We start from the raw sequence: 13174 nt of genomic DNA, 5'->3' as shown, positions 1-13174 counted from the left end.
CTCGACGACCAGGCCGTCCGAAATTCATTCGGCTGGGCACGGGCAATCGATGCACTCCGCGCTGCGTACGCCGGCGATGTTGCAGACTCCCGCTATCCGGAACGGTCGATGGCTCGCGGTGACGGCAGCTGGCTCCGGACTCTCACCGGGGTATCGGCCGACAACGGTCTCATGGGCGCCAAACTCATTGCGGCGTCCATGAAGACCCGTCAGGTGTCCTACCTGATCCCCTTGTTCGACGAGCACACCGCTGAGCTCGTGGCTCTGATAGACGGTCAGTCGATCACCGGATTCCGCACCGCCGCGACCTCGGCGGTCGCCGCTGACCTCCTGGCGAGCCCCGGCGAGCTCAACGTGGCCGTAATCGGCTCTGGCTTCGAGGCCAAGAAGCACCTCCGCGCCATAAAGGCAGCACGCGCCCTGTCCGCGGTCAGCGTCTGGAGCCCCCGTGCGGAGAGCCGGTCTCGGTTCGTCGCGGATCTGGATGATCTGGAACTGCCCCTGAGCGCTGCCCAAGATGCCGAGAGTGCAGTCGGCGCAGCCAACCTGGTGATCTGTGCGGCCCGTTCGCGCGACGAGTCACCCACCGTCCGTGGTGCGTGGCTCCGGCCCGGAACCACCGTTATATCCGTCGGATCGACCCTCCCCGAACAACACGAGGTCGACGTCGAGCTACTGGATCGCGCGGAGCTCATCGTCGCTGACATGGTCGATGAGGTTCTGCACGACACCGGGGATGCATTGGCAGCCAAAGCAGCCGGCGTCGATCTCGGGTCGAAGACCATCTCGCTGGCAGACCTCGTGGCGGGCCGGCATCCGGGCCGCACGAGTAGCGACCAAATCCTGGTGTACAAGTCGGTGGGCTCAGCCGTGCAGGACATCGCCGTCGCAGCCATGTGTCTGGCCGAGGCCCGGCGCCTTGGACTCGGAGTCCCGCTCCCCATCTCGATCCCCCCTGTCCAAAAATAGAGGCGCAGCTATGACTTCTCAGGTGACCGCACAGAGGTCCAGCCTCGGTCTCGCCGACCCATCGCTGTTCAGGTCGTCCTCCTACGTCGACGGGCAGTGGCTCACCCGCGACGGCGGCGAACGGCTCGTCGTGCACAATCCGTCCACCGGCGAACCGATCGCCGATCTGCCGTCGGCCGGCGCGGACGAGACCCAGCTCGCCGTCGAGGCTGCCCAGCGCGCGTTGCCCGCCTGGCGCGGACTCTCCGGCAAAGAGCGTTCAAAGGTCATGCGTCGATGGTTCGAACTGGTCCGGGACAACACCGAGGACCTGGCGCGGCTCATCGTTCTCGAAGAGGGCAAGCCCCTGGCCGAGGCCGTCGGCGAGATGAACTACGCGGCGTCCTTCATCGAGTGGTTCGGTGAGGAGGCCAAACGCGTGCGCGGCGATATCTTTCCCGCTCCCGAGTCGTCTCGACGAGTCGTGGTGCTCAGGGAGGCGATTGGCGTGTGCGCTGCCATCACACCGTGGAACTTCCCAGCCGCCATGATCACTCGCAAGGCTGCCCCCGGACTCGCCGCCGGGTGCACGATGGTGGTCAAGCCCGCCGAACAGACGCCACTGACAGCACTGGCCATGGCCGAACTCGCTGAACGAGCCGGCGTGCCGGCTGGAGTGCTCAGCATCGTGGTCGGCGATGCCCGCGAAATCGGTCCGGTGCTGACTGGCAACCCCATCGTCCGCAAGGTCAGTTTCACGGGGTCGACCGAGGTTGGTCGGCTCCTGCTCGCTCAATCGGCGGAAACCGTCAAGAAGACCTCGATGGAGCTCGGCGGCAATGCGCCGGTCCTCGTCTTCGACGACACCGATCTGGATGCGGCGGTCGCCGGCGTGATCGCCACCAAGTACCGCAATACGGGCCAGGCCTGCATCAGCGCCAACCGGGTCTATGTCCAGTCGGGTATCTACGAGCGTTTCGCCGCAGCGTTGACACGTAAGGTCGAGGGCCTCGTGGTCGGTGACGGATTCGACGCAGGTGTCCAGCAGGGTCCGCTCATCGACGTCGACGCGGTAACGAAGGTCGAGGAGCACGTGGCCGACGCGGCCAGCCTGGGTGCGCGCGTGCTCTGCGGCGGTCGGCGTCACGATCGCGGCGGCTTGTTCTTTGAACCGACCGTTCTGGCCGATGTCGACTCCACGATGCGCATCACACGCGAGGAGACATTCGGACCCGTGACCCCGCTCATCCGGTTCGAGCACGAATCCGATGCGATCCGCATGGCCAACGACACCGAGTTCGGGCTGGCCGCATACCTCTTCACCCGCGACGCTGAGCGTACGTGGCGGGTCAGCGCGGCTCTCGAGGCGGGAATGATCGGCATCAACACCGGCCTCATCTCCAACGAGATCGCGCCCTTCGGTGGCGTGAAGCAGTCGGGTCTGGGCCGAGAGGGATCGGTCTACGGAATCGACGAGTACATGGAAATGAAATACCTCGCATGGGAGGGCGCTGGAGCGTCGTAGAAATCGCTTCCTGAACAGAAACAACTTGGCCCTTGAACAACCCCCCGAGAGGAAACACCATGGCTGCTTACACCCGCACCGAGGCCCGCGAATGGGCCCGCGAGAAGCTCATCGGCGCCGTCAACTGCACCATCCCGTCGTTCACGAGCGACCTGAAATCCATCAACGAGGCAGGCATCCGCCACGACATCCGTCTCGCGAAGGAACACGGCTTCCTCGGGACGCTGGGCGTCTCCGAGGTCAACATCACCCTGCCGGAATACCTGGAATTCCTGCGCATCATCCGCGATGAGGCCGGCACGGACCTGGTCGTCGTGCACCACGGAAGCTGGAGCACTCTCGCCGACAACATCGAGGCCGTTCGGGGCGCCGAGGAGGCCGGCGCAGATATCGTGCTGCTGTCCTATCCGCCGAACTTCTACCCGGAGACTGAGCAGGAGATCTACGACTACACGAAGGCGGTGTGCGACGCCACCGATCTCGCCGTCATCCTCTTTCCGATGTACCTGTGGGGATTCAGCCCGCGAATCCACCCGTCGGACATCCCCAGCCGCCTCATCCGTCGCCTACTAGACGACTGCCCCAACATCGCCGTCATCAAAGCTGAAGGCGGGTTTCCCTACATCCAGGGAATCATCGAATGCCATCGTCTATTCGGCAACGAAGTCGTCATCTCCGTGCCCATCGAGGCCGATCTGATCCCACTTTCACAGATCATCCCCATCCAGCTCTCGGCAACCAGTGACCACGAGTACTACGGGCCCATCATTCCGCGGGTCATGAACCTGCTCGCCGACGGCAAGAACGATGATGCTGCCGAATTGTTTTGGCAGACGCATCCCGCGCGCAAGGCCAAGGCGGCCCTGGCGCCGTCGCTCAATGGTGGCGCGTTCATCAATCGCCAGGCGTGGAAGTTCCAGGGCTGGCTACAGGGATACAACGGTGGTCCGCTGCGTCAGCCCACCCAACGAATCCACGACGGTCAAATGCTCGCTCTCCGCAAGGGTCTCATCGACTCCGGCCTCGACCCGTCCATGGACCCGCTCCGCGAGTTTTTCGTCGGCCGCAACCCGGCCTGACGCGCGCAATCAGCGCTAAGGCGTAGCCACCAGTTTGGCTGCTTGCGTCCGCAGTCGGTCACGGAACCACGCCTGGGCAGGATCCCCATCGAGGCGGCGCAGCCAGATGAGCGTTTCGGTGATCGGTTCTAGCTGCATGGGTGGATCGATGAACTGCAGATTGGCGGCCTCGGCCATGCGTGTCGCGAGTGTCCGCGGGATCAGCGTCACCAATGTGGTGTCGCGCAACATGAAGGGGGCCACGGCGATGCTGGTACTGACCTCGACTCTGCGCGGTATGCCTAGGACATCGAGGTTCGTGTCCCCCAAAGAGGGCCGCCCGTCCTCGAAGGTTGCCGCAAGGTAGGGCATGGCGCTGAACTCCTCGACCGTCATCGCCGAACGGACCGCGCGGTTGGCGGCATCGGCAGCCAGCACGTAGCGATCGCGATAGAGCACCTCGCGACGGACGTCGTCTCTCCAGAGAGCGGGGAACGACGAGATGACCTCTCGAGGCAGCACGATCACGTCGACACGTCCGCGCAGCATCTCAGCGGGAATGTCAATCGAGACCGTTCGAATCTGCACACGGATGTTCGGGTACGTCGACGAGATCTCGACCAGCAGCGGGTGAAGAAGCGCGGCCGCCGCGAAATCACTGGCGACCACAGAAAACGCATGCTCATCGACCTTCGGGTCGAACGAGCCCAGGGAGGACAACGTCACCTGGAGTTCGGCCAACGTGCTGCTCACCGAGCTGGTCAGTGCGTTCGCGAGTGGAGTGGCGATCATCGTTCGGCCCTGCCGCACCAAAATTGGATCCTTGAAGAGCCTGCGCAGCCGCGCCAGGGTCGAGCTCATCGCAGATTGTCCGATCATCAGGCGCGCAGCCGCCCCGGTGACGCTCCGTTCGGACATCAACGCCTCGAACGCGACCAGCAAGTTGAGATCGACACGGCCCAGCTGTGCCAGAGAAGGGTGTGGCGAAGAGCCGGTTTCGGACACGATCGGCCTATTCACCGGGCGACGCCCGGCATCGGAGACCACGTTTTCCGGGAGGCGATATCAACGAGCCGTTCTCGGAGCCAGCGATGACTGGGGTCGTCGTCGTTCCGATCCGCCCACATCATGGCCTCGGTAATCGGCTCCAGCGGCATGGGCGGCGTGAGCAACTTCAACCGGGCCCCCTCGGCGACCGCCGACGCCAAACTGGCGGGAAGAACGGTGACGAGTGGTGTGTCGCGCAGCACGAACGGTGCAAGGCCGAAACCCGTAGTCACCTCCAGCCGCCGCGGAATGCCGAGTCGGTCCAGTTGCGTCTCGACGAGCGTGGGGGAATGTCCGTTGCTGCTTGCGAGATAGGGCAGCGACGAAAACTGTTCGAGCGTGATCTCGCGCGAGACCAGCGGGTTGGCCGCATCGACGGCGATGACGTAGGGGTCGCTGTACAGCGTCTGGTAACCGAAGGAATCGGTGATCGAGTCCGCGGCCAGCGGAACGATCGTCAGATCCACGGTGTCGGCTGTCATGTCGTGGAGGAAGGTCGCAGAAACCGGTTGGATGCGCAGCTCGACGTGCGGCGCTGCATTCCGTAGCTCGACCAGCAGGGGCTGGAGTACGGCCAGGGCAGCGTACTCACTCGCCATCACAGTGAAGCTGCGACGGTCCCGTTCAGGGTCGAAGACGGGCGGTTCGGTCAGAATCGAATTGAATCGACTCAGCGCCTCTCGCACCGGAACCACGAGAGCCTCCGCCAAAGGAGTCGGGAACATGGTCCGGCCCCGGCGCTCGAGCACCGGATCGTCGAGCAACGCCCGCAACCTCGACAACGTCGAACTCATCGCCGACTGTCCGACAGAAAGTCGGCGCGCAGCCGCCGTCACATTCTGCTCGGACATGAGCACATCGAACGCCACGAGGAGGTTCAGATCGACCTGCCGAAGATCCATGGGCTGATGGTAGGCCGTCGAATTGATCGGGTCGATAGCAAAGCATCGCCAAACATTGTTGGTGCCACGTGATCGACGCCACTACCGTTACTTCAACGGCGTCCGACCCGGGATGCAGTAAAGAGGTGAGGAGTTCACCGATGGCTTCCGGATTCAGTCCGATCACGCATTTGCGGCACGTCGGTCTTGCCGTGCCGAACTACGACCAGGCTGTGGAGTTCTACACGAAGGTGTGGGGTCTGCTGCCAATAGCCAACGATTCGGGGGTGACGTTCTTCGCGACGCCCGCTGATCCAGAGCACTACATCCTGCGCATACGAGAGGACCGACTGAAGCGTCTCGACCTCATTTCGTTTGGAGCACAGTCGATCGGTGAGGTCGACCTCCTGGCTGAGCGTCTGGGACGAGCAGGGGTGAAGATCAATCGCGACCCGGCCGTGATGACGACCCCCGGCGGTGGGTACGGCTTGCGGTTCTTCGACTTGGACGGTCGTCTCATCGAGGTGTCTGCAGACGTGGAGCAGCGCCCGTTCCGGTTGCTCGAGGAACGGGAGTCGATACCCCGGAAACTGAGCCACGTGGTGATCAATTCGACGGACGTCCAGAAGACCAAGGCGTTCTACGAAACGCATCTCGGATTCCGATTGTCGGACTGGTTGGGCGATCTGATGTGCTTCATGCGCAGCAGTTCGCAGCACCACATTCTGGCGATCTCACGGGCGCCGTCCACATCGTTGAACCACATCTCGTTCGAGATGCGAGGGCTCGACGAATACATGCGCGGCACGGGCCGGATGATCCGCAGTGGCTACCGGCCGCTGTGGGGCCCGGGTCGCCACGGCGCCGGCGACAATACATTCTCCTACTTCCTCGATCCGCTGGAAAATGTTATCGAGTACACGACCGAACTCGAAATCGTCGATGAAAACACTTGGGAGCCATCGGTATACGATCCGACCCGTTCGGAGACACAGGATCAGTGGGGCACCGGTGGAGCCATGACCGAGGTAATGCTCCCGGTCATGCTGAAACAGCGCGACGACGTCGGACTCTGGACCCCCTCACCGGTCTAGCGGGCGCGCATCATCGTGGTCCATCAACTCCACCCACAGCCTACGAAAGAGAACATTGTGTCTGATCTCGACGGGAAGGTCGCTGTCATCACCGGCGGTGCCAACGGCATCGGCCTGGCCTGCGCGCAGAAGCTGAGCGACGAGGGGGCGAAGATCGTGATCGCCGACATCGATCTCACGGCGGCCGAAAAGCGAGCCGAAGAACTCCCGACGGACTCACTCGGCGTCCAGCTCGACGTCCGAGACTCCGCCTCCGCCAACGAATTGGCCTCGACGGTGCTGCGCAAATACGGTCGGGTCGACGTCCTCGTGAACAACGCGGGAATGAACATCGGAGCCCGCAACACCGTTGACGTCACCGACGAGGAATACGACCTTCTCATGTCGATCAACGTGCGGGGCACCTTCACGACGACTCGGGCACTTCTGCCGGCTCTCATCGAGCAGCGCGGCGGCAGCATCGTCAACATGTCATCGATTTGCGGCCAACGAGGCGTCGCCCTGATTGCGGCCTACTGCGCATCGAAGTTCGCCATCGTCGGGATGACCAAAAGCTTCGCAGCCGAACTCGCCCAGTACGACATCACCGTCAACTCCGTACACCCCGGCATCGTGGCCACCGATCTGCACGACAAGGTGGTGAAAGAATTCAGTGGGCTCAATGGCCTCAGCTTCGAAGAAGGATGGGAAGGCTTCGCTTCGAGGATCCCGCTCGGCCGATTACAGACCACCGAGGACATCGGCGACATGGTGGCATTCCTTGCGTCCAGCAAAGCTCGGAACATCACCGGATCAGAGTTCAACGTCGACGGTGGCCTCCTGGTGTCCTGACCCAGGTTGGCGCTCGAAACCCATTATATGCACCTCAACGGCTGAGCAGGAGCCATGGACACATATCACGACACCGATGTCGTCATCGTCGGGGCCGGCCCCACCGGCCTGATGTTGGCAAACATTCTCGGGATGTACGGACAACGAGTCACTGTTCTGGAAGCGATGAGTTCGCTCATCGACTACCCGCGAGGCGTGGGACTGGACGACGAATCGTTCCGCACTATTCAGACCGTGGGCCTCGTAGACACCGTCCGCCCGCACACCAGCCCGCAGCACATCATGCGGCTGGTCAACGGCGCCGGAAAAGTCATGCTGGTCAACAACCCGCAAACCGAGGAGTTCGGCTGGGAGCGCAAGCACTCCTTCATCCAGCCCGAGGTGGACCGCGCGCTCTACGACGGCCTCGCGCGTTTCGATCACGTCCAGGTTCTATTCGACCACCGCGTCGAGTACGTCGAAGAAGACGCTGGCGGCGTCACTGCCCTCGCCCTCGCGACCTCGGCCGACGGACAGGTCACGCAGCACCGTGTCCGCGGCCGCTACCTCGTCGGCTGTGAGGGCGGGAAGTCGCCGACGCGCAAGCGGCTGGGAGTGACGTTCGAAGGAGAGTCGCCGTCGACGCGCTGGCTGGTCGTCGACGTGAACAACGACCCACTCGGCACGCCCAACGTCTTCCTCGGCGCCGATCCCCGGCGACCGTACGTCTCAATCGGGCTGCCGCACGCCGTTCGCCGCTGGGAATTCATGCTCCACGACGACGAAACCGAGGACCAGGTCACCGATCCGGCGTATGTCAACGAACTTCTCGCCGCACACGTCCCGAACCCGGCTGGGCTCGAATTCATTCGCCGACGCGTCTTCACCCACCACGGTCGCGTGGCCTCCAACTTCCGACGCGGCCGCCAACTCGTCGCGGGCGACGCCGCGCATCTGATGCCGGTGTGGATGGGGCAGGGTTGGAACTCGGGAATCCGCGACGCCACCAACCTCGGCTGGAAGCTCGCCACGGTTCTTTCGGGCCAGGCAGGCGACGATCTGCTCGACACCTACACCACCGAACGCAAGGATCACGCAAAGGCGATGGTGGACCTGTCCCTCACCTTCGGCAACGTCATCAGGATCACCAATCCTGTTGCTGCGCTTGCCCGTGACGCCACATCGTCGATCCTCAACAGATTTCCGCAGATCAAGAGCTACTTCGCGGAGATACGCTTCAAGCCCATGCCGCGCTATACCCAGGGTGTGCTCGCCGATCCCTCTGACTGCACGTCCGGTCGTGCAGGCGCCACCATCACCAGCCGGCTGATCCCGGTGCGGACCGCGAACACCACTGTCTCCCCTGTTGGAGTCCAGTTCCCGCAGCCGAGGGTGACCACGGGGGACGCGTCGGGCATTCTGTTGGACGACGCGATCGGGAACTGGTGGTCGGTGATCGTATGGGGAAACAGTCCCAAAGACGTTCTGCCGCTGGATGCTCTCCGGAAGCTCGACGCACTGGGGGCGCGACTGGTGGCAGTTGTGCCCGAGACTCAGCGCGAGTGGGCGCATCAGCACATGGATCCAGACGTACTGGTGTTGGGAGACCACAGCGGGCGGCTCAAGAAGTGGTTCGACGACCGACCTACGCCGTTGGTATTCCTACGTCCCGACCGTTTCGTGGCAGGCGCATGCCTGACCCAGAACGCACCGGCCACCCTCGACGCGATCCTGGCGTCGATGTCGTTCGTGAAGACGTCGCCCACAGAGTCTTCACAACATCGTCACCGCCGCAGTCTGATCACGGCCCACACCCACACCGAAGGAACACCATGACCGGCACCACCATCCCCGACTACACCACCGATCCGTTCTTCGGTCTACAGGACCGGTGGATCGAGACTGCACCAGGCGAGATCACGCACTACCACGAGCTCGGCGAAGGAACCCCCATCCTCTTCCTCCACGGATCTGGCACCGGGGTCACGGCCGCGGCGAACTGGTGGCTCAACCTGCCTGCCATCAGCGAGCACGGCCGTTGCATCGCAATAGATTCCATCGGATACGGTCAAAGCGTCGTCGCGGACGGTACCGAGTACGGCATCAAGGAATGGGTCCGGCACGCGGTCAGAGTCCTCGATGCCATCGGGATCGAGAAGACATGGATCGTCGGAAATTCGCTCGGCGGGTGGCTGGCCTTCCAGTTCGCGATCGACTTTCCGGAGCGTCTGCTGGGCATCGTATCGATGGGCACCGGTGGCGCGAAGTTGACGGGAGCTCTTGCCGGACACTCCAATCCGACGCTCACCGAAGAAGGAATTCGCAAGACACTCGAACTCTTCGTCGTCGACAAGTCGCTCGTCACCGATGAACTTGTCGCGCTGCGTTACCAGTCCGCACTCAACGACACCGCGTCCGACCGTTTGGCCGACGTCGTCGCGGCCCGTGACCGCGATCGACACGAACTGCCCCTCGACTTCGATGTGCTAGCCACGCTGGAGATTCCGGTGTTGCTGATCCACGGCGTGCAGGATGTCGTGATCCCGGTGTCGCGTACGTGGGAACTGCTCAATCTCGTTCCGCATGCCGACGCGCACATCTTCAGCCAGTGCGGCCACTGGTCGCAGGTCGAACGCGCGGAGGACTTCAACACAGTCATCACCCGATACCTGGCCTCGCACGGCGTCGGACACTGAGGAAACCGTCATGCCACACGCATTGCTCTGCATGTCGCACAGCCCGCTCCTGCATCACGTGGACCCACCGGAGGACGTCAAGGCCTCGGTTGACGCCGCATTCGAGCAAGCCCGCGCCTTTGTCCGCGACTTTGCCCCCGATCTTGTGGTCAACTTCGGGCCGGATCACTACAACGGATTCTTCTACGACCTGATGCCACCGTTCTGTGTCGGGTACAGGGCGCGCGGCACCGGCGACTACGACTCGTTCGCAGGCGAACTGAACGTCCCGACCGATGTCGCCGAAGCACTCGCCGAGCATGTCATCGACCGCGGGATCGACGTGGCGATCTCTCGGCAGATGGAGGTCGACCACGGTGCCGTTCAGCCGATGGAAATCATCTTCGGCGACGTAGCGCCCGTGCCGGTCGTCCCGATCTTCGTCAACTCGGTGGCACGGCCGTTCGTAAAGATGTCGCGTGTTCGTGCCTTCGGCCAGGCTGTGGGCGAGTACTTCGCGTCGTCGAACAGCCGGATCCTGTTCATCGGATCCGGCGGGTTGTCGCACGACCCTCCAATACCCCAAATCGCCACGGCCACCGAGGCACAGCGCAAGCTGCTCACCGACGGCCGAAACCCCACGCCCGAAGCCCGCGCCGCGCGTCAGACTCGCGTGATCGACACAGCTCGCGCGTTCGCCGCCGGTGACGCCGACATCATGGATCTCAATCCCGACTGGGATCGCGCGTTTCTCGACGTATGCCGCTCCGGTCGCGTCGAGAACTTCGACGGCTACAGCGCCGAGGAGATGGACGCAGTGGCCGGCCATTCAGCACACGAGGTGCGCAACTGGGTGTCCGCGTATTCGGCATTGGCCGCGTGTGGGGACTACCGGGTGACCTACGAGTTCTATCGGCCTATCAAGGAGTACATCGCGGGGTTCGGGATCACCACCGCCGTACTCGCCAACGAACCAATCTGACAACGTCAAGACTTTCAGCCTCATGACAAGATAGTGTGGCCGACGAGCAGTACGGCACAGCACGCAGCCACCACGGTCCAGTTCGCCGGGACCCGGGTGCTCATCTCCAGATCGTCAGCGATCTTCACTTGCACGCACTTGAGTGACATCAGCCATTATGGCAATCGCAAGTGCCCGGCGCTCAGCCCTTGTACGCGCTCAATTCGGCGGCAGCGTCCAACATGTCGGCGACTACCCGTCGGACCAGTTCTTCGGATGCGCTGATGAGTACGACGCAAGCTGCGGGCTCGTCGTCGGGTCGGGCCAGCGGAACGCCGAGTCCCCAGTATCCGGGCTCGACCTCGCCGTAGCCGATGACATAACCGTCGCTCCGCGCGGCGTCGTCGGAGAAGTACAACGCGTGCACATCGAATGGGAACGGTACCGAGGCGCTCCCCAATTCGCGGACACGGTCCATCAGTTCGAGCCGCCGCGTCATACCGATCTTGACCACATCCGGGCCGAATGCGCCGCGGTTGCTGATCACGTAAACATAGCCAGCGCGAATATTGGCACGCCGATAGTCGTTCTGTGCGATGGCCTGATCGAGTTCGCCCAACTTGTCTCGAATACGCTGAGCCTCTTCATCGGTGCGGCCGGCCAGGGAGTCGAGCACGTTCTGATAATGCGCTCGTTCCTTATCGAGCTTCTCCCTCTGCACGGCCAGTTCCTGCTCGACCTTGCGTTCCTCTCGGAGACGCTCGCGCTCCTCACGCTGAGCGAGTTTTTCTTCCTGCACCTTCATCATGTAGTCGGCTGTGAGCTCGAGTTCTGCGACCCGGAGCCTGTGATAGTCCTCGGCGACATGCATCTGCATCATGTCTCCGAGCTTGGCGATCGTGGCGGCAGCCTTGTCCAGACGGCTTACGGCCGTCGCAAGGTTTCCAGCCCGGATGGTACGAACACAGATGTCGGCCTCGGCGTTATAGGCGCGCAGCATGAGCTTCGACAGATCTGAAGTCATCTTGCGGCCTTTGGCGAGAGAATTGTTGAAGCTGAACATGTCCGACGCGACTACGGCCTCTCCCCCGACGACCGCCGCCTTGATCTCGTCACGAACCGCGGCCAACCGTTCACGGAATTGCTCCGCGTTCTCCAGGGGGTGCTGGTAGGTGTAGATGCCCACCTCCTGCAACACGATCCGGTCTTCGGTCTCCACCACGCCAGTCGTCACCGACCCCGAAGCCGTGGCCAGTGAGGCGCCCTGTCGCGCAGCGTGCAATAGTGCCTCGTCGCGTTCGTGCTCGACCACTCTGAGCCGATCCAGCAAATCGTTGAGCTCGCGCTCTTTGGCGACCAGGGTGGTTCGGAGAGCCCGAATAGTGTCGTCTGGGCCTGTCATCGTGTCCTGCACACTTGATTGCAGACAATTTGCTTCCGATAGGTACTCACCCGCGAACTCCCCGCGTGTTGCCCACCGGTACCAGGTCGTGGGGATTCTTCGAAATTGGATGGGCTCGTCGGTGCGGCTCGACCACCTACGGTGTTCATCGTGACTTGGTAGTGACACCGCTCTCAGGGGGTCGGAGTTCGTCGAGCAGCGCCAATCCCGCCTGCGCCCACGCGATCTCTCCCTCAGCTCGACGGAGCAGGCCCTCGTAGGCGAACACCTTGAACCGGACGATGGTCGCCGCGTCGGAGGCGGGCATCCTGTCAAGCCGCGGTTGCACAGGTGAGTCGATGCCGGTCTTGAGCGCTTCGATCAACCTCGACCAACGCTCCAACAGGGTCGTGTAGTGCGCGAGGTGTGAGGTCAATTGCGCACGCGCCGCATCCCGATCGGCCCACTCGAAGTAGGCGGCCTTCAGGTGATGCGCGTCACGAAATTCGCCGTAGGGTAGCGGGGCGTTCATCCACGCCCGGAACGACTCCGTCCCGGCCGGCGTGATCGAGTACAGCGTCTTGCGCCCCCGATCACGCCAGGGGATCTGCTCGCCGACGATGAGGCCCTCGGCTTCCATCTGGCGGAGCTCTGGGTAGATCTGAGAGCTACTCGCGTGCCAGACGAACTCGGTCGATCCGAGGTACTGCTTGTAGAGCTCGTAACCCGTCATCTCCCGGCCGGTGAAGAGCGCGAGCAGCGCGTATCGAAGACTCATGGTGAGGTGAGTGTAT

General features: G+C 62.9%; 12 protein-coding genes. 8 read left to right on the top strand and 4 right to left on the bottom strand.

Annotation, left to right across the window (positions count from 1 at the left end; translation table 11 throughout):
• Positions 1-108: 108 nt before the first annotated feature.
• The 3 genes from ACIBI6_RS39710 to ACIBI6_RS39700 are packed head-to-tail and all read left to right on the top strand — an operon-like array spanning position 109 to position 3552.
• Positions 109-969: an ornithine cyclodeaminase family protein gene (locus ACIBI6_RS39710; RefSeq protein WP_396960259.1), complete on the top strand. Its 861-nt coding sequence runs from the start codon at positions 109-111 to the stop codon at positions 967-969.
• Between the two features lie 10 nt (positions 970-979).
• The gene (locus ACIBI6_RS39705) at positions 980-2473 is read left to right on the top strand and encodes an NAD-dependent succinate-semialdehyde dehydrogenase (RefSeq protein ID WP_396960257.1); all 1494 of its coding nucleotides are present in this window, start codon (positions 980-982) and stop codon (positions 2471-2473) included.
• A gap of 59 nt (positions 2474-2532) precedes the next feature.
• Positions 2533-3552, top strand: a complete 1020-nt coding sequence (locus tag ACIBI6_RS39700) for a dihydrodipicolinate synthase family protein (protein WP_396960255.1) — start codon at positions 2533-2535, stop codon at positions 3550-3552.
• Between the two features lie 15 nt (positions 3553-3567).
• Here ACIBI6_RS39700 and ACIBI6_RS39695 read toward each other — a convergent pair whose 3' ends face one another.
• Together ACIBI6_RS39695 and ACIBI6_RS39690 are read right to left on the bottom strand one after the other, a co-directional pair.
• Positions 3568-4536 carry a LysR family transcriptional regulator gene (locus ACIBI6_RS39695; protein WP_396960253.1) on the bottom strand — a complete coding sequence of 323 codons (969 nt, stop codon included), beginning with the start codon at positions 4534-4536 and terminating at the stop codon, positions 3568-3570.
• Positions 4537-4547: 11 nt separating this feature from the next.
• Positions 4548-5480, bottom strand: a complete 933-nt coding sequence (locus tag ACIBI6_RS39690; protein ID WP_396960251.1) for a LysR family transcriptional regulator — start codon at positions 5478-5480, stop codon at positions 4548-4550.
• A gap of 140 nt (positions 5481-5620) precedes the next feature.
• Between ACIBI6_RS39690 and ACIBI6_RS39685 the strand changes: the two genes are divergently transcribed.
• From ACIBI6_RS39685 to ACIBI6_RS39665, 5 genes are read left to right on the top strand one after another with little or no spacing between them, the layout of a single operon-like run.
• Complete coding sequence (locus ACIBI6_RS39685; protein WP_327100354.1) at positions 5621-6553, top strand: VOC family protein; 933 nt, start codon at positions 5621-5623, stop codon at positions 6551-6553.
• A 57-nt stretch (positions 6554-6610) separates the two neighbouring features.
• Positions 6611-7384, top strand: coding sequence for an SDR family oxidoreductase (locus tag ACIBI6_RS39680; protein WP_329407950.1), 774 nt, complete (start codon positions 6611-6613; stop codon positions 7382-7384).
• Positions 7385-7438: 54 nt separating this feature from the next.
• Positions 7439-9199 carry a bifunctional 3-(3-hydroxy-phenyl)propionate/3-hydroxycinnamic acid hydroxylase gene (locus tag ACIBI6_RS39675; protein ID WP_396960248.1) on the top strand — a complete coding sequence of 587 codons (1761 nt, stop codon included), beginning with the start codon at positions 7439-7441 and terminating at the stop codon, positions 9197-9199.
• On the top strand, positions 9196-10059 hold the full coding sequence (locus tag ACIBI6_RS39670; RefSeq protein ID WP_327100357.1) for an alpha/beta fold hydrolase: 864 nt from the start codon (positions 9196-9198) through the stop codon (positions 10057-10059). Before ACIBI6_RS39675 ends, ACIBI6_RS39670 begins: the two co-directional genes overlap by 4 nt.
• Positions 10060-10069: 10 nt before the next feature.
• A complete protein-coding gene (locus ACIBI6_RS39665) occupies positions 10070-11020 on the top strand; it encodes a 3-carboxyethylcatechol 2,3-dioxygenase (protein ID WP_396960245.1) in 951 nt (316 codons plus the stop codon).
• Between the two features lie 181 nt (positions 11021-11201).
• Here ACIBI6_RS39665 and ACIBI6_RS39660 read toward each other — a convergent pair whose 3' ends face one another.
• Both ACIBI6_RS39660 and ACIBI6_RS39655 read right to left on the bottom strand, forming a co-directional pair.
• Positions 11202-12401: a DUF4041 domain-containing protein gene (locus ACIBI6_RS39660; protein ID WP_396960243.1), complete on the bottom strand. Its 1200-nt coding sequence runs from the start codon at positions 12399-12401 to the stop codon at positions 11202-11204.
• Between the two features lie 145 nt (positions 12402-12546).
• Positions 12547-13158, bottom strand: a complete 612-nt coding sequence (locus tag ACIBI6_RS39655) for a PadR family transcriptional regulator (RefSeq protein WP_396960241.1) — start codon at positions 13156-13158, stop codon at positions 12547-12549.
• Between the last annotated feature and the right edge of the window lie 16 nt (positions 13159-13174).

Source organism: Nocardia sp. NPDC050412 (assembly GCF_044458825.1).
Taxonomy (GTDB): domain Bacteria; phylum Actinomycetota; class Actinomycetes; order Mycobacteriales; family Mycobacteriaceae; genus Nocardia.
Note: the sequence above shows the minus strand (reverse complement) of the source record. Positions and strands in the feature narration are given on the sequence as shown.

Bases quoted from the DNA above. Each gene is read 5' to 3' on its own strand.
- ACIBI6_RS39710 (WP_396960259.1), top strand. From the start codon at position 109: ATGGCTCGCGGTGACGGCAGCTGGCTCCGGACTCTCACCGGGGTATCG.
- ACIBI6_RS39705 (WP_396960257.1), top strand. From the start codon at position 980: ATGACTTCTCAGGTGACCGCACAGAGGTCCAGCCTCGGTCTCGCCGAC.
- ACIBI6_RS39700 (WP_396960255.1), top strand. From the start codon at position 2,533: ATGGCTGCTTACACCCGCACCGAGGCCCGCGAATGGGCCCGCGAGAAG.
- ACIBI6_RS39690 (WP_396960251.1), bottom strand. From the start codon at position 5,480: ATGGATCTTCGGCAGGTCGATCTGAACCTCCTCGTGGCGTTCGATGTG.
- ACIBI6_RS39685 (WP_327100354.1), top strand. From the start codon at position 5,621: ATGGCTTCCGGATTCAGTCCGATCACGCATTTGCGGCACGTCGGTCTT.
- ACIBI6_RS39675 (WP_396960248.1), top strand. From the start codon at position 7,439: ATGGACACATATCACGACACCGATGTCGTCATCGTCGGGGCCGGCCCC.
- ACIBI6_RS39670 (WP_327100357.1), top strand. From the start codon at position 9,196: ATGACCGGCACCACCATCCCCGACTACACCACCGATCCGTTCTTCGGT.
- ACIBI6_RS39665 (WP_396960245.1), top strand. From the start codon at position 10,070: ATGCCACACGCATTGCTCTGCATGTCGCACAGCCCGCTCCTGCATCAC.
- ACIBI6_RS39660 (WP_396960243.1), bottom strand. From the start codon at position 12,401: ATGACAGGCCCAGACGACACTATTCGGGCTCTCCGAACCACCCTGGTC.
- ACIBI6_RS39655 (WP_396960241.1), bottom strand. From the start codon at position 13,158: ATGAGTCTTCGATACGCGCTGCTCGCGCTCTTCACCGGCCGGGAGATG.